Below are 21,598 nucleotides of genomic sequence, written 5' to 3' on the forward strand. Positions count from 1 at the left end.
AATGTGCTGTGAAAGTAAATAGGTTCATCTATATCGTTTTAACTACCTTAAAGATAATGAAATAAATCAAATTATGAGTATTTACGGATATTCAATATTGTAAGTATGGCATTTGTAAGCTGTGAAAAAGAAAACGATGATTACATCCCTCAAAGTGAATTTAGTGATGACACAATGCTCAAAGCAGGAAAATCACTTCCTCCGGGTGATGCTTCCATTGCCGCTATTGCCATCGATGCCGGTTTCTCAGAATTAGTGGGAGCTCTTTTTTATGTTGATGAAGAGTTAGAAACAGGTTTGGTGGACATGTTCCTGAACGGTACTGATCAGTACACGGTTTTTGCACCTACCAACGACGCATTTATGGCTCTTTACGACGCCCTGGGTGTGGAAAGCATTAGTGACCTTCCGGCCGATTTAGTTTTGAATGTGTTATTGTATCATGTTACTGACGGAAGAAGAGCGGCCAACAGTGTGGTTCCCAAAAAGAATCCTAAAACGATTGAGACCTTACTCGAAGGAGCAACCTTCAACGTTGACAAAGATCTGAAAATTTGGGCAATTGGAAATACTGCAAATCTGGTTCCCGGTTTTGTTAACATCTCGGCATCAAATGGAATCATCCATGTTATCGATGCAGTTATTCTGCCAATTGAGTAATCTAAATAATTTCAACGCCATGAAACTTTAAAGAAGCGGCTTTAACAGTCGCTTCTTTTTTTTTGTTGACAGCAAATTAGTGTTAATCTTTCTTCAAAAACCTTAAACATACCAATTTTAATTCCAAATGAGCCTGGAAAATTTTTAGTGATTTTGGATTTAGACAAGGCAAAAAATGGAGTCATAGCCTAAGTTCTGGCGAGATTTTTTAACGCAGTAAAAATTCAAAAGAATAGAAATTTTAGGCTTATTTGGTGTTAATTTTGGTATAAGTAGGTTAAGCCTCAGATTTTTTCTATTTTTCCGGGTATTTTTTCGAAAACAAGAAAATGAGCAATTTATCACGCAGAAAATTTATAGGCACAACAGCAACAGGTATTGCTGCTGCCACCATTCTTCCATCAAATGTAATTGCAGGCTTGGGGCATAAACCTCCCAGCGACAAACTCAACATTGCCGGAATTGGCGTTGGCGGAAAAGGTTTCACCAACCTGAAATTTATGGAAACCGAAAACATTGTTGCGTTATGCGATGTGGATTGGGAATACGCCGGCAGGAATGCTTTTGAGCGTTGGTACCGGGCCAAACAATACAAAGATTTCAGGGTGATGCTGGAAGAGCAAAAAGATATTGATGCCGTGATGATTGCCACACCTGATCATACCCACGCCCTGCCGGCATTAATGGCCATGCGCGAAGGCAAACACGTGTTTCTGCAAAAGCCATTAACGCATTCGGTTTACGAATCGCGGATTATGACTGAAACAGCAGCGCGCTACGGTGTTGCCACACAAATGGGTAACCAGGGAAATTCGGCTGACGGTATCCGGCAGATTTGCGAATGGATCTGGGCCGGCAAAATTGGCGAAGTTACCCATGTTGATACCTGGACGAACCGCCCAATCTGGCCGCAAGGATTAACCCGCCCCGACAAAGGGAAACGCGTACCCAAAACGCTCGACTGGGATTTGTTTATAGGACCGGCAAAATTTACCGAATACAATCCGATTTACCACCCATGGAACTGGCGTGGCTGGTGGGATTTTGGCACCGGAGCACTCGGCGATATGGGATGCCACATTCTCGACCCTGTTTTTAAAGCACTGAACTTACAATATCCGAAAACGGTTGAAGGCAGCTCAACGCCATTTAACAACGACTCGGCACCAAACGCAGAGTTTGTTCGTTACGAGTTTGATCGGCGCGACAACCTGCCAAAAGTAGCCATGCCCGAAGTTACCGTGCATTGGTACGATGGCGGCTTTATGCCTCCCCGCCCCGATGAACTAAAAGATGGCGAACAAATGGGCGACGATGGCGGCGGCTGTATCTTTTACGGTACCCGCGGAAAAATTATGTGTGGCACTTACGCGGCCAATCCGACTTTATTACCAACTTCGGAGATGGCGCATTTCGAGGAACCGGAGAAGTCGATCCGACGTATTTCGAATGCCATGGAAGGCGGCCACGAACAAGACTGGATACGCGCCTGTAAAGAAAGTAAAGATGCCCGGGTTGAAGCTTCGTCGAACTTTTCTTATGCCGGACCATTGAACGAAATGGTTGTTATGGGCGTACTGGCTGTTCGACTGCAAAGCCTTCAGCGCAAACTGGAATGGGACGGGCCAAACATGCGCTTTACAAACATCAGCCCGTCGGATACCATTCGCGTATTGAAAAAAGACAATTTTGAAGTGATCAATGGCGATCCTACATTTGATAAACAATACGAAACTTTACCGGCTCAAAAAATGGCCGAAGAATGGATCAGACACACCTACCGAAAAGGCTGGGAACAGATTTAATAACAGTTTTATTCGACAGTTATCCGAGCGTACACCCAATTACCTGGGCATAATGAGGAAGATGATAAAGATGCTGAAACGAGTTCAGCATGACGTACCTTGTTATTTTTGCGATACGCGCTAAGAACGTCACCCTGAACTTGTTTCAGGGTCTTGCTCAAAACTTTGTCATTGGCAGCTCATTTCAGGATCTACTTGAAGAAGATTCTGAAACACCTGCCTGACGGCAGTCAGGAGTTCAGAATGACGTAAAAGAAAAAGGGATGCCGAATAAACGACATCCCTTTTTTATGCTTTTGATTCTAAGCGCTTAGCGGGTTTCAACCGCTTAGCGCTTAGGCAAACTGCCTCAGGTTTGGAACTCAGATATTTTTCTTTACCCCTCACCCGTCAGCTGACGGAAGCTCCTAAAAAGGGGAGCGATTGTTGATTGTTCTTTCTGCGCTATATCAATATCTCTGACTTCGATATGTAGATGTTTCCCCTCGCGAGGGGAAATGGCTACAGCCAAAGGGGTAAAGGCAACAATAGCATTCTCTTAATGCCCAAAAGTTTTAAAGCCCCTGTTCTCAAAAAAAAACGGGTAGTAAATTATCACTTACTACCCGTTTTTTATTTCGTTAACTTACAATCTAAATCAATCCGGCCTCTTTCAACAGCACTTCCATTTCTTGCTGAACTTCTTCGGCTGCAGCGCCGGCTTTCGTTGCAAAATCGGTTTCCGACGAAGCGTAGATAATTCCACGCGATGAATTCACCAACAAACCACACTTGCTGTTCATGCCGTTTTTGGCCACTTCCTGCAAACTTCCTCCCTGCGCTCCCACACCAGGTACCAACAAAAAGTGATCGGGAACGATCTCACGAATCTCTTTCAATTTTTCGGCTTTCGTAGCACCAACTACATACATCAGGTTTTCTGTAGTTCCCCAGTTTTGCGAAGTTTTTAAAACAGTCTCAAACAGCTTGTCGCCACTTTCTTTGTCTTCGATAAACTGAAAGTCGTAAGCTCCTTTATTTGATGTCAGCGCCAAAAGAATTACCCATTTTCCAAGGTAAGTCATAAAAGGTTTTACCGAATCCTCGCCCATATAGGGAGCAACTGTTACCGCATCAAAATCCTGATGATCGAAAAACGCCCGCGCATATAAATTCGATGTGTTACCAATGTCGCCACGTTTGGCATCTGCAATCACAAAAATTTCAGGATATTTCGATTTTACATACATCACCGTTTTTTCCAGGCTTTCCATTCCTTTCGATCCCAGACTTTCGTAAAACGCCAGGTTGGGTTTGTACGCCACCGAAAACTCGGCAGTGGCATCAATAATTTCTTTATTGAATGAGAATATCGGATCGGATGTATCTTTCAGGTGTTGCGGAATTTTTTGAATATCGGTATCCAAACCAACACACAGGAAACTGCGCTTTTTTTGGATCTGCTCAAATAGTTGCTGTTGATTCATGATAAAAAAGTCGGAAGCCGGAAGACCTCCATTTTATTGTTCTTAAATTTCTGCTTCTTTCAATTTTGCGGCGTTTTCTTCAATCATTAGCTTGTCGATAATCTCATCGATTTCGCCGCCAATAATTGCCTGCAGGTTGTAAAGCGTAAGGTTAATGCGGTGATCGGTCACCCTTCCTTGTGGCCAGTTATAGGTACGGATTTTTGCCGAACGGTCGCCGGTTGATACCATCGTTTTACGTTTCGATGAAATCTCGTCGATGTATTTCTGGTACTCCATGTTGTACAAACGTGTGCGCAATTCTGCCATCGCTTTGTCGAGGTTTTTCAGTTTCGATTTCTGATCCTGACAAGTTACCACAATTCCGGTTGGAATGTGTGTTAACCGAATGGCTGAGTAAGTCGTGTTCACCGACTGTCCACCCGGACCCGACGAACAGTATTCATCACGACGGATATCTTCGGTTCGCAATTCCACATCAAACTCATCGGCTTCAGGCAAAACAGCCACAGTTGCTGCCGAAGTATGCACTCGTCCCTGTGTTTCGGTTTGAGGTACACGTTGCACACGGTGCACACCCGATTCGTATTTCATAACGCCGTAAACACCTTCGCCGGTAATGTTGGCAACAATTTCTTTAAAACCGCCAGCAGTACCTTCGTTGGCGTTAGTAACTTCCAGGCGCCAACCTTTTTGCTCGCAAAACTTGCTGTACATGCGGAAAAGGTCGCCGGCAAAAATACTTGCCTCATCGCCACCGGTTCCGGCACGAATTTCAAGAATTGCATTTTTGGCATCTTCCGGATCAGCCGGAACAAGCAGTAGCTTAACCTCTTTCTCAATTTCAGGGATGCGTTTTTCCGACTCCTCGATTTCCTCACGCGCCATTTCGCGCATTTCTTCATCGCTTTCTTCGGCCAGCATTTCTTTTCCGGTCAATATATTATCGACCATGTTCTTGTACTCCTGAAATTTTGCCACTAACTTTTGCAGGTGTTTATATTCCTGGTTCAGTTTTACGTAGCGCTGCATATCAGCAATCACCTCAGGGTCGGTAATCTGCTTTTCCACTTCCGAGAAGCGGTGCTTTATCGATTCAAATTTTTCTAATAATGCGTATTCTGCCATGGTTTTCTTTAATAAATGAACTCGCCTTTCTCCGATTTAATTGTCAATTTCTTGCCATCGAAAGGTTCAACTTTTCCAATAATTTGTGCATCGATGTTAAACGATTTTGAGATTTTAATAATCTCGTCGGCCACATCGGCACTGCAGTATATCTCGTAACGGTGCCCCATGTTGAACACCTTGTACATTTCTTTCCAGTCGGTTCCCGATTGCTCCTGAATCAATTTGAAAAGCGGTGGCACCGGGAACATATTGTCTTTAATCACATGAACATTGTCGACAAAGTGCAGCACTTTTGTTTGAGCACCACCCGAACAATGAATCATTCCTGAAATTTGCGAGCGGTACTTGTCGAGCACTTTTTTTATAACCGGCGCATAAGTACGCGTTGGCGAAAGCACCAGTTTCCCGGCATCGATATCCAAGCCTTCAACAGCCTCGGTTAATTTCTTTCCACCCGAGTAAACCAAATCTGCAGGCACAGCCGGATCAAAACTCTCCGGATATTTTTCGGCCAGGTAATTGGCAAAAACATCGTGGCGGGCCGAAGTTAGTCCGTTGCTTCCCATTCCGCCGTTGTATTCTGTTTCGTATGTTGCCGTTCCTGATGATGACAAACCAACAATCACATCGCCGGCAGCAATTTTATCGGCCGAAACCACATCCGCCTTTTTCATGCGACAGGTAACCGTTGAATCAACAATGATGGTACGAACCAGGTCGCCAACATCGGCAGTTTCGCCACCGGTTGAATAAATGCTAACTCCCATGTCGCGAAGGTTGGCCAACAACTCTTCTGTACCGTTAATAATGGCGGCGATAACTTCGCCCGGAATATTGTTTTTGTTGCGGCCAATTGTCGATGATACCAAAATATTATCGGTAGCACCCACACAAAGCAGGTCGTCAACATTCATGATTAGTGCGTCCTGTGCAATTCCTTTCCACACCGAAACGTCGCCGGTTTCTTTCCAGTACATGTAGGCCAATGCCGATTTTGTTCCTGCCCCGTCGGCGTGCATTATGTTACACCATTCGTCGTCGCCCCCTAAAATATCGGGAACGATTTTACAGAATGCCTTTGGAAAAAGACCTTTATCCACATTCTTAATCGCCTCGTGCACATCTTCTTTCGAGGCTGAAACACCCCTGGCACTATATCTTGATTCCGTTACCATTTACTACGTGATTTTTGTTGTTACAAAAGTAACAAATTCTGATAGATTGTCAGTTATTATCCCAAAGTAGGCCAACAAAAAAGGAAAGACTTTACAAGACTTTCCCTTTTAATTAAATATCGTGATAGTTAAGCGTACAAAAAGCGCTTAATCTTTCGGGTTGGCGTACGTTCAAACGGAATTGGCTGCAGCACTACCTGATTGATTCGTGAAAATTTATTCACTTCCTGGTTTACTTTTTTCATGATCTCCTGGAGTATTTCATCCGATCGTTCTGAAATAAATTGCTGCGCTTCCTCTTTTAGATTTTTAAAGTGCTCATCAATTTCTTCGGCATTCAAGTGAATCATAGCCACTAATTTACCTTTTTTCTCAACCACCAGCGATTCCATAACAAAACGCATTTTGTTAATCACCGATTCAATTTCTTCAGGGTAAATATTTTCGCCACTGGCACCAACAATCATTGTTTTTATGCGGCCTTTTATGTGCAGGAGATTTTTCTTGTCGAACATTCCGCGGTCGCCGGTACGAAACCAGCCATCATCGGTAAACACATCTTTCGTAATATCGGGAGCTTTATAATAGCCTTTCATTACATTCTCTCCTTTAGCCTGAATTTCGCCTTCGCCGGTTGCCGGATCGGGATTGGCAATACGTAACGAAACGCCTTTCATGGCAATTCCAGCCGAACCAACTCGCCGGAACTTGCCAACCGCTCCCGACAACAAAGGCGCTGTTTCGGTAAGACCGTAGCCAATAGCATAGGGAAATCCGCCTTCAAACAGAAACTGCTCAACCGAGCGATCGAGTTTTGCTCCTCCGATTCCGAAAAAGTGTAAATGGCCACCCAAGGTTTTGTGTAATTTTTTAGCTGCCACTTTGTGCAGTAATTTACGGGTTGGAGCCCAACCAATAAGAAAGCGTGTCAGCCAGCTTTTCTGAAATTCGGGGAGTATTTTGCCACGGTAAATTTTTTCGATAATTAACGGAACGGTTAACATTATGGTTGGACGTACCATTTTTAAGGCCGGCATTAATACCGATGGCACAGGCGGTTTACGCAAATAATGAACCGATGCGCCATACATAAACGGCAATAAAAAACCAACGGTATTTTCCAATGTATGCGACAGTGGCAATATGGAAAGAAAGCGGTCATTCGGCGTTACTTTCTTCAGGGTGCGACTTTGTTGTGCCGTCCACGCCAGGTTTTTGTGTGTTAACATCACACCTTTCGAGTTACCTGTTGTTCCTGATGTGTAAATAATCGATGCCAGTTCTTCTTCCTCCACATTAACCGGCAAGAATTTCCGGGTTGTTTGTGGCACCGATGATTTTAACTTTTTTAAATGACCGGCCGGTGTTTCTTTTGGGATAACGGCAAAATTATCCACCAAGACCATGTGCTCAACCATAGCTATAACTCCCGGGCTCACCGACTTATATAAACCTTCGGAAACAAAAAGTAATTTAGTTTCCGAATGCTCTATAATCGTTTCAATTTCGTTCGAATGAAAATCGGGTAAAATCGGAACGGCAACCGCTCCAATTACCGAAAGCGCAAAAAAGGCTTTCCCCCAATTGGGCATGTTGGCGCTTAAAATGGCCACTTTATCGCCTTTTCCAATGCCTAGCTCTACTAGGAGCTCGGCCAAAAGCTCCACATCTTCCCCCATTTGTCGGTAGGTGAAATCATCGTCGCCAACAAATTTTACAGCCGTATTATCAGCAAATTTCTCCACCGAATTGTAAAACAATGCGGGCAAAGTCAATCTTGTTTTGTCAATCATATTTTTTCTGTCCCTTCTAAAGCAAGTCTGTCTGCTCAAATAAACGCGGCAAAAATAGCAAAAAAACAATTCTTCAATGTGACTTCTATAACTAAGCCCCCAAACATCAACAGCATAACCCACTGAAATACTGCCTTTTAAAAAATCAAAATTAAAATATTAACGTTTTTTATGGTTTAAAACATTAGATTTAACAGCTAAAATTTGAATTATGGGGTCTAATATTCAACAAAAAGAGCTGGTTTTAGCCACGGAAAGCTTTATAAGGCAACACTTTGCAGCCGATAGCTCGGGACATGACTGGTGGCACATTCACCGGGTACGAAATATGGCTGTTCATCTGGGCAAAAAGGAAGGAGGCGATCTTTTTCTGATTGAAATGGCAGCTTTGCTTCACGACCTCGACGACTGGAAACTGGGCAACGGAGAAAACACTTCGAAAACAAAAAGCTGGCTAAAGCAGATTTCCATCGACAAAAAAGATGCTGACAAAATTGAACAGATAATTGAGCAAGTATCGTTTAAGGGAGCCGGCGTTGAAACAAAAGCCGACAGCCTTGAAGCACAAATCGTTCAAGATGCCGACCGGCTAGATGCCATTGGTGCTATCGGCATTGCACGTACATTCGCATACGGAGGCAACAAAGGGCGCTTGCTCCATCATCCCGATATCGAACCACAACTTCACAACAGTTTTGAAGAATACAAGAAAACCACGGCTCCGACCATCAATCATTTCTACGAAAAATTGCTGCTGCTGAAAGACCGCATGAATACAAAAGCCGCTCAGGAAATTGCGGAAGAACGCCACCGTTTTATGGAAGATTTTCTGGCGCAGTTTTTTTTAGAGTGGGATTGCAAAAAATAAACGCAGCTATTGTTTTTTAAGCGTTTGCTTTTGTAAATTTAGGAAGCTTAAAAACAATTATGTATGAAAGTAGAACATCTGGCCATTTGGACATACAATCTTGAGGGAATGCGCAGTTTTTACATGCATTATTTCGACGCCTCTTCAAGCGATGTGTACCACAATCACAGCCGCGAATACCGTTCGTATTTTTTATCTTTTAACGGCGATTGCCGCATTGAACTGATGGAGATGCCGGGCATTCCGAAATCAAAAGACAATCCGTTAAAGCAGTTCACCGGTCTTATTCATTTTGCCATAAAAGTGGGCTCGAGAAATAAAGTAAATGAGTTGACTGCCATCCTGCGAAAGGATGGATTTAAGGTTATTGGTGAGCCGCGCACAACCGGCGACGGGTGTTATGAGAGTATTATTTCAGACCCGGACGGCAATCGTGTGGAAATTATGGCCTGAACAAAGTTACACCAGTTGTTTTTCAGTGTGAGCCTTAAGCGAAACGCTGAAATTACAATGGTTAATGCCGATTGAAGAGCAGATTTATCTTCAATAAGGCTCATTCCGACTTCACATCGGTATTGCCCGCAGATTACGCAGATTTGCGCAAATTATTATTAATCCAGCTCATCGCCACACTCCCAAACGATAGTGGGCCGGTATTTGTTTGCTTCAAAGTCAACAGGATCGATGGTTTCACCCCATTCAACCAACGTTCCGTTACTTTTATAAACCTCGCAATTGGAACACGACCAGTAATCGCAATACAGGTGATAAAAATACTCCTCGTTGTATGTCCAGCGTTGCACTCTGCAACCGTAACATTCTCCCGAGCTCTCCAATTCGGTCAGGCGTGGTTTTAGCCATTCGGGCACAATTATTGGCTCCGGCTCACGATCTTCGCAAGCCAATAAGGCAACAATAAAAAGTGATATGTAGAAAAGTTTTCGCATGTACTCAGTACTTTTTTAAAAATATTACACCCGGATTCTGTCTGGAATATTTTCAGCTATTAAAGTTAGTTATCATAGACAGTAAAAACTACATCTGTTTCAAAATCTTTAGCGCCTAACACTACAGAAGCCCCTTTAATCCGGAAATTAAACTGAATATCCTGAATACCATGCCGTCCATAAATTTCGCTATTAATTCCTGCTGTAAGTGTTTCGTAATTTTCGAAACCTGCAATATACTTGGGCCTGGCAAACCACCCATAAATTAGTGAGCCCGATGATACGTTTCTTTTCATCTCCAATTGTAGTACATCCGAATCCCAGTCTGAAGACCCAGTCATTCCCACCGTTAGTTTCCACGGACGGTCCGGATTGAATAAATAAGCAAGAACTGAACCTGAACTATAAGCAACTGTCAGGCCAAGATCTGACTGCGATTCCAGCACAGTGGAAAAATCACTACCTGCCTCGCCAACCAAAGTTAATCCATCTCCAAAATCGACATAACCCGACACTGTGACATTAAAATTCTGCCCATAAACAAATGGTGCAGCTATCAGACCTATTATTATTAACAGTAACTTACTCATAACTAGTTATCGCTTAAAGTGTACATAACAACAAAATAAGTATCGTCAGTAGATTCTATTTCAGAATAATCTGCAATTTTAAGTGTATAAGTCAACTCGTGACCATTGCCTTCTCCATCGCCGGTAAAACAGTTTTTTATGTTTGAAATAATCCTTTGCGGCGATTGCGACAAAACAATTTTGCCTTCTTTAGTACCAAGCATATTACCTTTTCCTATTCCCTTATATACTGAAGCTTCAACCTCCAATTCAAGTCCGTTGGGAAGCCCGCCACTGGTAATTTCAGCATAAACACTACGTGCATCTGAATTATCGAGTTGAGCCGAAGTATAATTTATCCATAAAGATTTCGAGGATATCTCGGTTACCTCGGGTGCCTCGCCCGACTCGGTTGTTGAACTTACTGAAAAATGCACAGTATTATCAACACCGGGCTCAATATCAATAAGAGCAACTTCGGGAATACTAAACCGGATATTTGCAGTTGCATTCTGCCCCTGCACTTTTCCCAAACACAAAAAACAAAATGCAACAAAAATTATGTAGCTGCTAATTCTCATCTGTTTATAATTGTATATTTTCAAGTAAACTTTCATTACATCAAATTATCTTTCTGGCAAAATAACATCCCCATCAATTGAAACGACAAAAGGATTTTTATAAATCTTCTCCAGTTCTCTTTTTAGTTGTAACGCCTCCTGCTTATTGGCAAAAACGCCAATAAAATATTTGTGAAAGTTATCAGTTTGTCTTTCAAAATCAAATACTCGCTCTTCGAAATATGCCGATGTTCTCTTCTTTTTTTGCTTAAAAGCACCTATCTGCACCGAATAAAATTTAGTTTCAGGAAGCTTTTTAACCACTTCAGCTTTTGCTTGCACCCTATTCTCACTCACAGGTTTAACTTCGGGCGTAAGAATAAAACCTTGCGATTTGAAAATAATATTCCTCTTTTTCTTCTCCAACTGAATTTTCAATTCAAATTCCTGTTCATTCTCCAATTCCAATGCATATTCCGTTTTACTCAACGAATAATTATTAGGCAAGGTAGCTTCGTAAACTTTTAACAGGTAGTTACCCGGCCGAAGAACCGGAAAAGAAAAACTACCATCGTTTTTTGTCGAAATCCGTAAATTATCAAACTCGCTTTTTAGTTCAATTACAATTGTTCCGGGCAACTCACTTTCGTCCGATAGAAATTTACCTGTTAAACGTGCTCCGGGCGCTATTTCAAAATTAATTGTAGTCTCCTTTTCGCCAACAATGTCAACTTCCAATGGCATCGGAATATTGGTAACTTCATTTATTGCTAATTTTGATTTATCAATAAACAAAAGATGCCGACCAACCGGAAGCGAGGCAAAATAAAACTGTCCGTTTTCGTCTGTCAGCGCAGTTTCCGACAACATATTCAATACCATTCCTTCAACCGGATTCCCTCGATTATCAGTTATATACCCTTTTAATTCTCCAACTTCCTCAGTCCTTTTTAGCGGAATTCCCATCTGGTAAGCATACCCGACTGACAACGTCAAAGTTGGATTTTCTGTTTCAGTTCGGAACAGGGTGTAGTAACTATTTGCTGTTATTTTATGCTTTTTAAGAAATCGGTATTCAAAATTGAACCGCATTAAATTTCGATTCTGGTAATACCGGTCAATATCGTAGTAATTCTGTAAATACAAACTGGCTTGCAAATTCCTTGTAATCCTGCTACGGGCCGAACCACCAAAGGTAAAAGTACGTTGATCGTCGGTAATAAAACTATTTACATTCGATAAACTTCCGAACAACTGGACGGAGTGCACCCGGTTTATCCTAAAAAATACGTTCGAAGAAAAGCGGTAAGTTTTTTGCTGGTTATTTGTCTCTCCGGCTTGCAAATTTTCAGTCTTTCCATATTCGCCATACAAATCATAACTCAAAAATTTATAACGATGATTAAATTGTGTATTTAACGAACGCGTTTTATAATGAAACTTATCTTTATCTAAACGATCTTTTCGTTCGTAATTCCGCCAGTAGAAACGCCACGAGATATCTCGCGCAACTTTAAAATTCAAGCTGGTTTGATAAGATCGGGAATACGGTGCCGTTGTAAAAAATGTATCGAGCTGAGCATTCTGAAAGTCTTCTTTTGCGTATACGCTAAAATCTATTTTTTTTGTGATTCGGGCTGATACATTTGCAGAATAAAACTTTGAGTTATTAAAATAACCGGGATAATTTTCGCCTGTATTATAATAATTCCCCACAATTCTGAAAATGGAAAACCGGCTGTTCAGGTTTGCCCGATACGCATCGTCAGACTCTCCATTATAATACCCACGCGAATACTCCAAATCGAGAGAAGTATTTGCAAAGGGTTTGATTTTTGTGTTTACACTCGCCATTTGAATCATATCAGGCAGCAGCGACATTTGTTTACCTATATAATAGAAATCAATCAGACTATATTTGTTAAATTTATAACCTACAACACCTGCATATTCATAATCTATCGATTCGTAAAAACGAGGTTTCACATAAAGAGCACCAATCCGGAAACCATTATTAAACTGTATGCGAGCCTCAGCGCCTGTTCCAAATCGCGATGATTCGGTTAATGGGGTAAACTGATAAGTTCGGTCTCCGAGTGTAAGCTTCAGATTGGGATTCTGATACGCAACATAGTACTGATCATACAAGCCCATGTAGTTAAACTTATTATTATTGGGGCCACGTGCCAAAAATTCAAGTTGGTGTTTTCCGGATGGTTCCAAAGCTCCTGCTCCTGCTACCTCAAACTGATATCCCGACATCGGCTCATCATCCTGATTGGTAAACAGATAAGCCGATGAAACAGTTACCGGAAATCTAAAGAAAGGATCTCTTTTATAATCTTTTTGGGGATAAACCACAAAGGAATGAAAAGCACTTCCGTAAACCGTATTACCAGAAACAGCTTTAACCGATAAATAATTTTTGTGTGTTGCTCCCAGTTCAGGATTAGTTGCCAAAACAGCTGAAAATTCTTTGGATTCTCCCGGCGCAACTTCAATTTCCTTACTGCCTTCTATCTCGCAGTTTGTTGATTCCAGGTAGACATTCTTAGCAACATTACCGTTATTCTGAATTCTGAATGTGGCATGCAAATTCTCGCCAGCCATCACATATTTGCCGGAAGAAACCAACATTACCGAAACGTCTTCTCGTTCTTGTACATCGATTGTTGTTTCGGAAATTGCATTGGTTTGCGACTGCGAAAGACTACTTAAACTCACATTAACAGGAAATGCTTTTTGTGGAGCCATTGCAGGCACCTGAAAAGAAAACAATAATAATTTCTTATCACCTGCTGTTAACTTCGCTGCCTGTTTCTGAAGTATTGCTTTCCACCCCTCAGGAAGATTTAAGGTAAGCTCAATAGCTTGTTCTTCGTCGCCAGTATTTTTTACAATGACCGGGAAATTCACCACCTGGGTTGGATTGACCTTCAACCCTTCTTTTAAAATTTTTATTTCTACAGGAGTGTTCTGTCCGCTTACAACAGAGTTTATGATGAATAAAAAAAACGTAAAAAGAAATATCTCCTTTCTCATCTGTTAAGAATCATCTATTTATTATGGCAACAGATGAAACTCGCATGCCCCAACGCTTCGGAAAAATCATTTGCTTATGTGTGAAATGACTTGTCATACCCGTTTCATTAAAGCAGTTCAAACGAAACATTTGTTCCATAAATACTATCATCGCCACAATCAGCAACCAAAACACCGTTATAAACTCCCGGTTTTATTCCTTCCAGCAGAATTGTAATTTTTATGGATGTGCCAGGCAATGTTTTTCTTCTATCGGCCTTAAGTGTAGCTACTGAATTTCCTTCTTCATCAAACAATTCGAGCGACATTTCCGGTTTCAACAACACTTCGCCGCTATTTTGCACAACCACACCTATCATGTTTTCATTCTCATTTTTGGACAACTCCAATCCCTGAAAAGTCAGATCGCGAATACCTTCTCCCCCCACATTAGTAATAACCTGCACCGCATAACGTATTGCTGTTCTAATCGATACGCCAACTGTATTGCTTGTATCCGGCGGCACTACTCCCTCAACCATTATCACACTCCAGTACGAGCCAGACAGATCGTTGCTTTCAGGCACTTGCACTTCTACATTTACAACTGCTTTTTCATCAGATCCAAGGTTTAATAATTCCGGCTGGTAAGTTATCCAATTCGCATTTGACCTGTCCATTGTTCCCGGGGCATCGTGTCGTGTTTCACCGATGTGAGAGTAATAGTAATCTCTGGAGTATATTCTTACACTTTTTGCTTCATCCGACATATTATGTATCTCGATTTGGGTTCGATAGGTTTCGCCCGGATTTGCATTCTTTTCGTGCGTTAGCCCATTTAATACAACAATATTCCCAAACGAATTAAAACCACAAAAAAGAAGTATAAACGAAAAGAAAACAAACTTTAAAATTCCTCGGCTATTAAACATTGTTCGTATATTAAATTATTTATGGTAAATATTGAGGTAAAAATATCAATTTCTAAAGAATAAGCGTTTCGTTTTCTAATCGGCTAATGTATATACAATATTAAAAGTAACATTTTCATTGTTCAAAGCTACCAGTTCAACTTCCGTTTCATCAATAGCTAAACTATAAACCAGATTGTGACCGTGTTGAACGCCCTGCCCTGTATAGCAACTTCCGATATCACCAATAATTTCTGTTGGTTGTTCTCCAAGAACCGTACTCCCTTTGGACTGGCCCAATTCTCCTTTTCCATTCGGAGATGCTGCCGATGCCGAAACTTTTAGCTGAATACCTTCAGGAATATCTCCCTGAACAAATGCGGTAATTCTACGAGGAGCAGACTGTGTTTTTTTTACTGACGAATAATTAATCCAGACTGAATTCACATCAGTTTCATCAGCGAACGAAACACTATTTTCAGCAACATTATTTGATTTTGTATGTATCCGGGTTACATTACTATTATCGGCAACCAAACCTAAAAGAGCAACTTCTGGAATTCGAATATCAATATTGTGCTTAGCACTATTTTGTGCGAAACTATTAAGTGTTATTAAGCCTAATATGCCAACAATTATTATTTTCGATAGAAACTTCATGTGCTGTTATTGTTTTAAGCACACTAAAGTTAGAACATAATATTTGCTTTCGCACAATTTACCGACCTGATAATTCTCCTTTAAATTGCCTAAAATAAACCTCTCTTTTTCTGAGAAGAGTCAGCCAAAGAAAACATTTCCATTTTTTTTTCGCAATCTAATCCTGTTTTGCGATACAGATCCGGAAGCAGACTTTATTCTATTAGCAACGAACAACATAAAAAAAACCGCCTCTAAACTTAATTTGAGACGGCTCCCCACTGTTCCCTTATTTTTTATCTCTTTATCTTTATAAATCTGAAATCGTATATGTTACTGTTGCCGTATATGTATCAGCCTCAATGGTGCCGAAATTATTTTCATTCAATTTCAGCGAATAAACCAGGTTTACGCCTGCATTTGTTCCATTACCCGTATAACAGCTTCCAATGCCGCTTACAATAGTGTGACCTCCTTCTGCATTCTGATCTAAAGTAATTGCGGTTTCATTTACAGTTCCTTTGTTTCCATTACCTCCACTTGTTGCCGCATCAGGAGTTAATACAATACTCATTCCTGCCGGAAGTGTTGTTCCTTCGTATGACAATTCTGCAGTAATACTACGAGTTTCATTGTCGGCATCTTTTACTGAAGTATAATTCAGCCAGTGTGCGTCATTTTTAACTCCTTCAAAACTAAACGGCTGAGCACCTGCTTCAGTTCCTACAACAGGTTCTAAAGTAAAAGCAGTTACTCCTTCAATATCAACCAATGCGGTAGGATTAATTTTTACTCCGAATGAGTGACTTGCCTCATCTGTGTCTTGCGCTTTTACAATGTTTGCTACTCCGAAAACTAATACTGCTACTAATAAAAATGTTACTTTTTTCATGATGTTGTGTTGTTTATTTGTTTGTAATTTTTTCTTCAAAAAGCTGTTGTATCCTTTAGGGTCGGATACGCTTCTTAATAAACAACACTAATGCCAAAACATGCCAAACTCTGATTTTCAACGACTTAAACTTCGTGCCAAAATCAATTCACATCCCATAACGGGACACTATTTTAATTTCTGGGACACATCTGCATTTTGGGACAATTAAAACTGGGTAAAAATAAATGGGAATTTTGCTTCAAACCAGGTTATTTCCCGGACAGAATATAGTCGGCTGCAATTTCAAGCTCTTTGTACCACTCGGCACCATATTTTGCAATAAGCGGCTCTTTCAGGAATTTATACAGCGGAAGTTTTTCGGCTGCACCACACTTACGGCCAGGCTTACAAATATCGAGCTCCTGGTAGTTTACGGCATCAAAACGTTTGTATTCGGTGATACGGATGGGAAACAAGTGACAGGAAATAGGTTTACGAAATTTAGTCTTTCCTTCAAAATACGCTTTTTCGATGGCACATTTTAAAATGCCCTGTTTATTATAGTAAGAGTACACACACTGACGGTTATCAACAAGTGGCGTTACTAAATCGCCATCGCTATCGATAACCGAGAAACCCTGTTTTTCCACCTCGCGTTTGTGTTTTTCGGGAAGCAGGTCTTCGAAAGTATGATAATCTTTTTCAATAAGAATGGCCTCTTCATCGGTAAGCGGTGCACCAGAGTCGCCTTCAATACAACAAGCTCCTTTACATTTTAATATATCACAAAGAAAATGTTTCTCAAAAACATCACGGCTTACTATGGCACGACCAATTTCTATCACTACTTTAAATTTTAAAATTAATTGTCTGCAAATATTAAAAAAACAAACCTCACTTGTAACACAAGCAAGGTTTGAAATTCTATATAAAGTATATTCTTATTTCTTAATAAGGTTTTTACCGGTCATTTCAGCAGGAACTTCAAGCCCCATATCGGTTAACAGCGTTGGAGCAACATCAGCCAAAATACCGTTATCCAACGTAATTCCTTCTTTTTCGGTAACAAAAATACAAGGAACCGGATTCAGCGAGTGTGCTGTATTTTCCGATCCGTCGGCATTAACCGCATTATCGGCATTACCGTGGTCGGCAATAATCATGATATCGTAACCACCTTTTTGAGCGGCAGTAACCACTTCTTTCGCACAAGCGTCAACCGCCTGAACTGCTTTGTAAACCGCTTCGTAAACACCGGTATGACCAACCATATCGCCGTTGGCAAAGTTCAGACAAACAAAGTCAGCCTCACCGTTTTCCAATTTTGGGACAATTGCTTTTGCCACTTCCGGAGCCGACATTTCCGGCTGATGATCGTAAGTAGGAACTTTTGGCGAAGGAATAAGAATTCGGCTTTCACCATCAAATTCCGCCTCGCGGCCACCGCTGAAGAAGAAAGTTACGTGCGCGTATTTTTCAGTCTCAGCAATACGGATTTGCTTTCTACCCGCTTTTGCAACAATCTCGCCCATGGTGTTGATAACGTTCTCTTTTTCGAAAATCACGTTAACACCCTTAAAATCGGCTTTGTAAGTTGTCATGGTATACCATTGCAGGTTCATGGTGTGCATGTCATACTCATGTTTGTCTTCCTGGGTAAATGCAATAGTTGTCTGACGCAAACGGTCGGTACGGAAGTTAAAGCAAATTACCACATCATCTTCCTCGATTTTTGCCAGTGGTTCGCCGGCTTCGTCAACCATTACTACAGGTTTCAGGAATTCGTCGGTTACACCGGCATCGTACGATGCTTTCATTGAAGCCAGAATATCAGTCGATTTTTCACCTTTACCTTGCGTATATAAATCGTAAGCTAATTTCAAACGATCGTAGTTATTGTCGCGGTCCATTCCGTAGTAACGACCAATCAACGAAGCAAATTTTCCAACTGTTCCTTCCAGCGCTTTCAGGTCGTTTTCAATAAAACCGTAACCTGAGCGCGGATCGGTATCACGCCCATCAGTTAAACCGTGGATGAAAACATCTTCCAGCCCCATGTCGGTAGCAATCTGACAAAGCGCTACCATGTGCGAACTTAAAGCATGAACTCCACCAGGGCCGATCAAGCCAATCAGATGAACTTTCTTTTTATTGTCTTTTGCGTAGTTGTACGCTTTTAAAATTTGCGGATGCTGCCACAACGACTTGTCTTTAATGGCACGTGTAATTTTCACCATGTCCTGGTACAAAACTCTTCCGGCACCAATGTTCAGGTGACCTACTTCCGAGTTTCCCATCTGCCCGTCGGGCAAACCAACATTTTCTCCACTTGCCAACAATTGCGAGTGTGGGTATTTTTCCATCAACGAATCAATAAAAGGAGTTGGAGCAGTAGCTACAATGTCGCTTTTCGATCCGTCACCGATTCCCCATCCATCGAGAATCATCAATAAAGTCTTCTGATTATCAGCCATTATATTCTGTTTTTATTAATTAACAATTTTAGAACGGACAAAAATATCCTTTTTTAAAATAGAAAGGAAATTACAACCGATATGTTCAGGTTGATTTAACAATCTTTTGGAATTAATTGCCGTTATTAAATTAATTTTGTAGAGTGTGCTTTGCGAAATAACATTCACGTATAAATTTTTACGCCACACAAGTTCTAAAGCTTGTACCCGTTTTAGTTCAGAACAGACTTAAATGAAACGAATAAAGATTGAAATACCGGTTATTCTGCTTACCATCGTAATCATCTCGTTATTGGGATTGTCGGGAAATTTTGTGTACAAAAGCTTATCCGAAATTGTCAATTCCATGCTTTCCGAATCGAAACCCGACAATACACTTATTCTTGTGAAAGATGTAGCCATGGATTTGAACGAGACTGAAAACATGGTACGGCTTTATTCACTCAGTAACGACAACGATTACCTCGAGAATTATAGAAACGTAAACGAGTCGCTTGAAACAAAATTTGAAGAGTTACGATCCATCTACAACGTCGACAGCAGTCGGCAAATGCTGGTTGATTCAGTATTGATACTGTCCCAACAAAAAATGGTTGTTTGGGAAAAAATTCTCAAACTTCACCTTTCGCGCGGAAACGAACACGAGGCGTTTAACCAATATGTTGAAACGCTCGACACCGTATTAACCGTTCAGGATACCATTCATTTTGAAGAACCGGAAAAGCAAGGTTTTTTCAAACGTGTTTTTGGAAAAAAACAGGAACCACCCGAACCGATAATTGTTGACCGCACCATAGAAAAACAACGCCTGCAACAGGAAATTGAGACGCTTGAAAAGGAACTCAAGCAACGAAACCAGCAAATGAGTACGGCCGAAGCGGTTTACATGCGCAAAAACCTTGAGATCAGTGAAAATCTTTCAGAAATTATTACCGCGCTGGAACGGCAGGAAGAAGAAAGTTTTCTGCAACAATCGCAGGAAGCGGAACTGCTGGCAAACGAAACCTACAAACGTTTATCGTACTTTGCCTTGTCGGTGTTTTTATTGCTGATATTGGTTTTAATTCTGTTTTTCCGCGATCTGCGAAAATCGCGTTCTTACCAAAAAGTGCTGAAAAAAGCCAAAACCCATGCCGAAAATCTGGCTCGTACCAAAGAACTGTTTGTAGCCACCGTGAGCCATGAAATGCGAACGCCCGTTAACGCCATTTACGGATTGAGCGAACAACTCTTACAAAAACAACACGACGAAAAAACGCAGGAAGACCTGCGGGTAATCTTCGACTCCACCAAACATTTAGCGGAACTGGTTAACGATACATTCGACTTTTCACGGCTGGAAAAACAAAACATACAGCTGGCACCCGTGCATTTTTCGCTGAACGATTTACTTCATAAAATTGAACTGTACAATAAACCGAGCGCTGAAGCTAAAAACATCAGTTTCAACATCCAGAATAATTGGGAAAACGATTTGGTACTGTTTGGCGACGAAGGCCGGCTGAAACAGATACTCAATAACCTCATCACCAATGCACTTAAATTCACCGACGAAGGCGAAGTCAGATTAGCCGTTGATTTCAAAGAACAGAACAAACAAATACAGCTCAACTTTGAAATCTCAGACACCGGAATTGGCATACCCAAAGAAAGCAAGGAGAAGATTTTTGATGATTTTGTGCAACTGGATACCGACATCAATAAAAAAGCAGGCGGCACCGGTCTGGGACTTTACATTGTAAAAAAACTGGTCGATTTGCTCGGAGGAAAAATATCGGTTGAAAGTGAAGTAAATCAAGGAACCCGCTTTTTTGTTTCTGTTCCCCTGCAAAAAGGAAACAGCGAAAAACTTCAGCAAACTTTTAAAAGCTTCGACACACCCAAAGTGTTAAAAGGGAAAGCGGTATTAATTGTTGACGACGAAGCTTTTAACCGCCACCTGCTAAAAAGCATTTTTACCAAATGGAAAGTTAATTTTGATGAAGCCGAAAACGGACAGGAAGCGGTTGCTTTGGCAGCACAAAACAACTACGCGCTAATTCTTATGGACATTCGAATGCCGGTAATGAACGGTACTGAGGCTGCACGCACAATTAAAGAAACCGGACACAAAGCGCGGATCATTTCTTTGTCGGCAAATTCCGATTCTGTCAATTCAGGTGAAAAAAGTGCCTTTGACAGTTCGCTGAAGAAACCTTTTGATGAAGCGGCTCTGTATACTATTATTTGTAATACCGTGGAAGAAAAACCGACACAAAAAAATACAAAACAGGAAACAACTTTGATCTATCGCCCCGATATGAGTGAATTAAAACGAATGGGAAACGGCGATCCCGAATTCCTGAAAGAAATGATCGACCTGTTTTTAAAAACCAGCGACGCCAGTATGCAATCGATCGATGAAAACCTGGCAAGTAAAAATTACGACGCCATTGCCGAACTGGCACACAAACTGGCATCGCCGGTAAAATACATGAATGTAACCGGAGTTTACAACACCATAAAAGAACTGGAGCAAGCGTCAAAAAGGGGGAACCATTCAACAATTATCGAAGAAAAAGTCGCTCAGCTAAACAATGAAATTGTAGCGCTGAACAAGGAACTAAATACACTTCTCAACGAAAAGTTCGAATAAGCGATAAATATTCCTTTTCGAATCCGGGCATATTCAATACATTTGTTGCTTACTAAAAATCAATTCCGAG

The 21,598-nt window shown here is 41.2% G+C and carries 18 protein-coding genes; 5 read left to right on the plus strand and 13 right to left on the minus strand.

Annotated features, from left to right (window positions below; translation table 11 throughout):
• The first annotated feature begins 105 nt into the window (after positions 1-105).
• Both BMW53_RS01495 and BMW53_RS01500 read left to right on the plus strand, forming a co-directional pair.
• Complete coding sequence (locus BMW53_RS01495) at positions 106-660, plus strand: fasciclin domain-containing protein (protein ID WP_051567741.1); 555 nt, start codon at positions 106-108, stop codon at positions 658-660.
• Between the two features lie 329 nt (positions 661-989).
• Entirely contained in the window at positions 990-2,465 is a 1,476-nt protein-coding gene (locus BMW53_RS01500) for a glycoside 3-dehydrogenase (RefSeq protein WP_038557807.1), read from the plus strand.
• 632 nt (positions 2,466-3,097) lie between these two features.
• Here BMW53_RS01500 and pyrF read toward each other — a convergent pair.
• The 4 genes from pyrF to BMW53_RS01520 form a co-directional block, all read right to left on the minus strand.
• Positions 3,098-3,931 (minus strand): orotidine-5'-phosphate decarboxylase, encoded by an 834-nt coding sequence (gene pyrF, locus BMW53_RS01505; RefSeq protein ID WP_038557805.1) that lies wholly within the window; start codon positions 3,929-3,931, stop codon positions 3,098-3,100.
• A 42-nt stretch (positions 3,932-3,973) separates the two neighbouring features.
• Positions 3,974-5,059 carry a peptide chain release factor 1 gene (prfA, locus tag BMW53_RS01510; protein ID WP_038557803.1) on the minus strand — a complete coding sequence of 362 codons (1,086 nt, stop codon included), beginning with the start codon at positions 5,057-5,059 and terminating at the stop codon, positions 3,974-3,976.
• Positions 5,060-5,067: 8 nt separating this feature from the next.
• Positions 5,068-6,237 (minus strand): AIR synthase related protein, encoded by a 1,170-nt coding sequence (locus tag BMW53_RS01515; protein WP_038557801.1) that lies wholly within the window; start codon positions 6,235-6,237, stop codon positions 5,068-5,070.
• A 128-nt stretch (positions 6,238-6,365) separates the two neighbouring features.
• The gene (locus BMW53_RS01520) at positions 6,366-8,030 is read right to left on the minus strand and encodes an AMP-binding protein (RefSeq protein WP_051567740.1); all 1,665 of its coding nucleotides are present in this window, start codon (positions 8,028-8,030) and stop codon (positions 6,366-6,368) included.
• A 211-nt stretch (positions 8,031-8,241) separates the two neighbouring features.
• Here BMW53_RS01520 and BMW53_RS01525 point away from each other — a divergent pair, with 211 nt between their 5' ends.
• A complete protein-coding gene (locus BMW53_RS01525) occupies positions 8,242-8,898 on the plus strand; it encodes an HD domain-containing protein (protein ID WP_139177994.1) in 657 nt (218 codons plus the stop codon).
• 63 nt (positions 8,899-8,961) lie between these two features.
• Complete coding sequence (locus BMW53_RS01530; protein ID WP_038557799.1) at positions 8,962-9,351, plus strand: VOC family protein; 390 nt, start codon at positions 8,962-8,964, stop codon at positions 9,349-9,351.
• 158 nt (positions 9,352-9,509) lie between these two features.
• On the opposite strand, the gene BMW53_RS01535 is transcribed toward BMW53_RS01530, so the two are convergent.
• From BMW53_RS01535 to gpmI, 9 genes are all read right to left on the minus strand, one after another.
• Positions 9,510-9,845: a hypothetical protein gene (locus BMW53_RS01535; RefSeq protein WP_038557797.1), complete on the minus strand. Its 336-nt coding sequence runs from the start codon at positions 9,843-9,845 to the stop codon at positions 9,510-9,512.
• 65 nt (positions 9,846-9,910) lie between these two features.
• Positions 9,911-10,435, minus strand: coding sequence for a hypothetical protein (locus BMW53_RS01540; RefSeq protein ID WP_038557795.1), 525 nt, complete (start codon positions 10,433-10,435; stop codon positions 9,911-9,913).
• 2 nt (positions 10,436-10,437) lie between these two features.
• The gene (locus BMW53_RS01545; RefSeq protein ID WP_139177995.1) at positions 10,438-10,995 is read right to left on the minus strand and encodes a hypothetical protein; all 558 of its coding nucleotides are present in this window, start codon (positions 10,993-10,995) and stop codon (positions 10,438-10,440) included.
• A 45-nt stretch (positions 10,996-11,040) separates the two neighbouring features.
• The gene (locus BMW53_RS01550) at positions 11,041-14,016 is read right to left on the minus strand and encodes a SpaA isopeptide-forming pilin-related protein (protein ID WP_038557791.1); all 2,976 of its coding nucleotides are present in this window, start codon (positions 14,014-14,016) and stop codon (positions 11,041-11,043) included.
• Positions 14,017-14,123: 107 nt separating this feature from the next.
• On the minus strand, positions 14,124-14,927 hold the full coding sequence (locus BMW53_RS01555; protein ID WP_038557789.1) for a hypothetical protein: 804 nt from the start codon (positions 14,925-14,927) through the stop codon (positions 14,124-14,126).
• 75 nt (positions 14,928-15,002) lie between these two features.
• On the minus strand, positions 15,003-15,566 hold the full coding sequence (locus BMW53_RS01560; RefSeq protein ID WP_051567739.1) for a hypothetical protein: 564 nt from the start codon (positions 15,564-15,566) through the stop codon (positions 15,003-15,005).
• Between the two features lie 289 nt (positions 15,567-15,855).
• Positions 15,856-16,437, minus strand: a complete 582-nt coding sequence (locus BMW53_RS01565; protein WP_038557787.1) for a hypothetical protein — start codon at positions 16,435-16,437, stop codon at positions 15,856-15,858.
• Between the two features lie 251 nt (positions 16,438-16,688).
• On the minus strand, positions 16,689-17,264 hold the full coding sequence (locus BMW53_RS01570) for a DUF3109 family protein (protein ID WP_038557785.1): 576 nt from the start codon (positions 17,262-17,264) through the stop codon (positions 16,689-16,691).
• Between the two features lie 96 nt (positions 17,265-17,360).
• Complete coding sequence (gene gpmI / locus BMW53_RS01575) at positions 17,361-18,893, minus strand: 2,3-bisphosphoglycerate-independent phosphoglycerate mutase (RefSeq protein ID WP_038557783.1); 1,533 nt, start codon at positions 18,891-18,893, stop codon at positions 17,361-17,363.
• A 232-nt stretch (positions 18,894-19,125) separates the two neighbouring features.
• Between gpmI and BMW53_RS01580 the strand changes: the two genes are divergently transcribed.
• Positions 19,126-21,528, plus strand: a complete 2,403-nt coding sequence (locus tag BMW53_RS01580; RefSeq protein ID WP_038557782.1) for an ATP-binding protein — start codon at positions 19,126-19,128, stop codon at positions 21,526-21,528.
• The last annotated feature ends 70 nt before the right edge of the window (positions 21,529-21,598 follow it).

It is taken from the genome of Draconibacterium orientale, from assembly GCF_900111425.1.
Classification (GTDB): domain Bacteria; phylum Bacteroidota; class Bacteroidia; order Bacteroidales; family Prolixibacteraceae; genus Draconibacterium; species Draconibacterium orientale.

Coding starts and splice junctions, on each gene's coding strand:
- BMW53_RS01495 (WP_051567741.1), top strand. CDS start 106: ATGGCATTTGTAAGCTGTGAAAAAGAAAACGATGATTACATCCCTCAA.
- BMW53_RS01500 (WP_038557807.1), top strand. CDS start 990: ATGAGCAATTTATCACGCAGAAAATTTATAGGCACAACAGCAACAGGT.
- pyrF (WP_038557805.1), bottom strand. CDS start 3,931: ATGAATCAACAGCAACTATTTGAGCAGATCCAAAAAAAGCGCAGTTTC.
- prfA (WP_038557803.1), bottom strand. CDS start 5,059: ATGGCAGAATACGCATTATTAGAAAAATTTGAATCGATAAAGCACCGC.
- BMW53_RS01515 (WP_038557801.1), bottom strand. CDS start 6,237: ATGGTAACGGAATCAAGATATAGTGCCAGGGGTGTTTCAGCCTCGAAA.
- BMW53_RS01520 (WP_051567740.1), bottom strand. CDS start 8,030: ATGATTGACAAAACAAGATTGACTTTGCCCGCATTGTTTTACAATTCG.
- BMW53_RS01525 (WP_139177994.1), top strand. CDS start 8,242: ATGGGGTCTAATATTCAACAAAAAGAGCTGGTTTTAGCCACGGAAAGC.
- BMW53_RS01530 (WP_038557799.1), top strand. CDS start 8,962: ATGAAAGTAGAACATCTGGCCATTTGGACATACAATCTTGAGGGAATG.
- BMW53_RS01535 (WP_038557797.1), bottom strand. CDS start 9,845: ATGCGAAAACTTTTCTACATATCACTTTTTATTGTTGCCTTATTGGCT.
- BMW53_RS01540 (WP_038557795.1), bottom strand. CDS start 10,435: ATGAGTAAGTTACTGTTAATAATAATAGGTCTGATAGCTGCACCATTT.
- BMW53_RS01545 (WP_139177995.1), bottom strand. CDS start 10,995: ATGAGAATTAGCAGCTACATAATTTTTGTTGCATTTTGTTTTTTGTGT.
- BMW53_RS01550 (WP_038557791.1), bottom strand. CDS start 14,016: ATGAGAAAGGAGATATTTCTTTTTACGTTTTTTTTATTCATCATAAAC.
- BMW53_RS01555 (WP_038557789.1), bottom strand. CDS start 14,927: ATGTTTAATAGCCGAGGAATTTTAAAGTTTGTTTTCTTTTCGTTTATA.
- BMW53_RS01560 (WP_051567739.1), bottom strand. CDS start 15,566: ATGAAGTTTCTATCGAAAATAATAATTGTTGGCATATTAGGCTTAATA.
- BMW53_RS01565 (WP_038557787.1), bottom strand. CDS start 16,437: ATGAAAAAAGTAACATTTTTATTAGTAGCAGTATTAGTTTTCGGAGTA.
- gpmI (WP_038557783.1), bottom strand. CDS start 18,893: ATGGCTGATAATCAGAAGACTTTATTGATGATTCTCGATGGATGGGGA.
- BMW53_RS01580 (WP_038557782.1), top strand. CDS start 19,126: ATGAAACGAATAAAGATTGAAATACCGGTTATTCTGCTTACCATCGTA.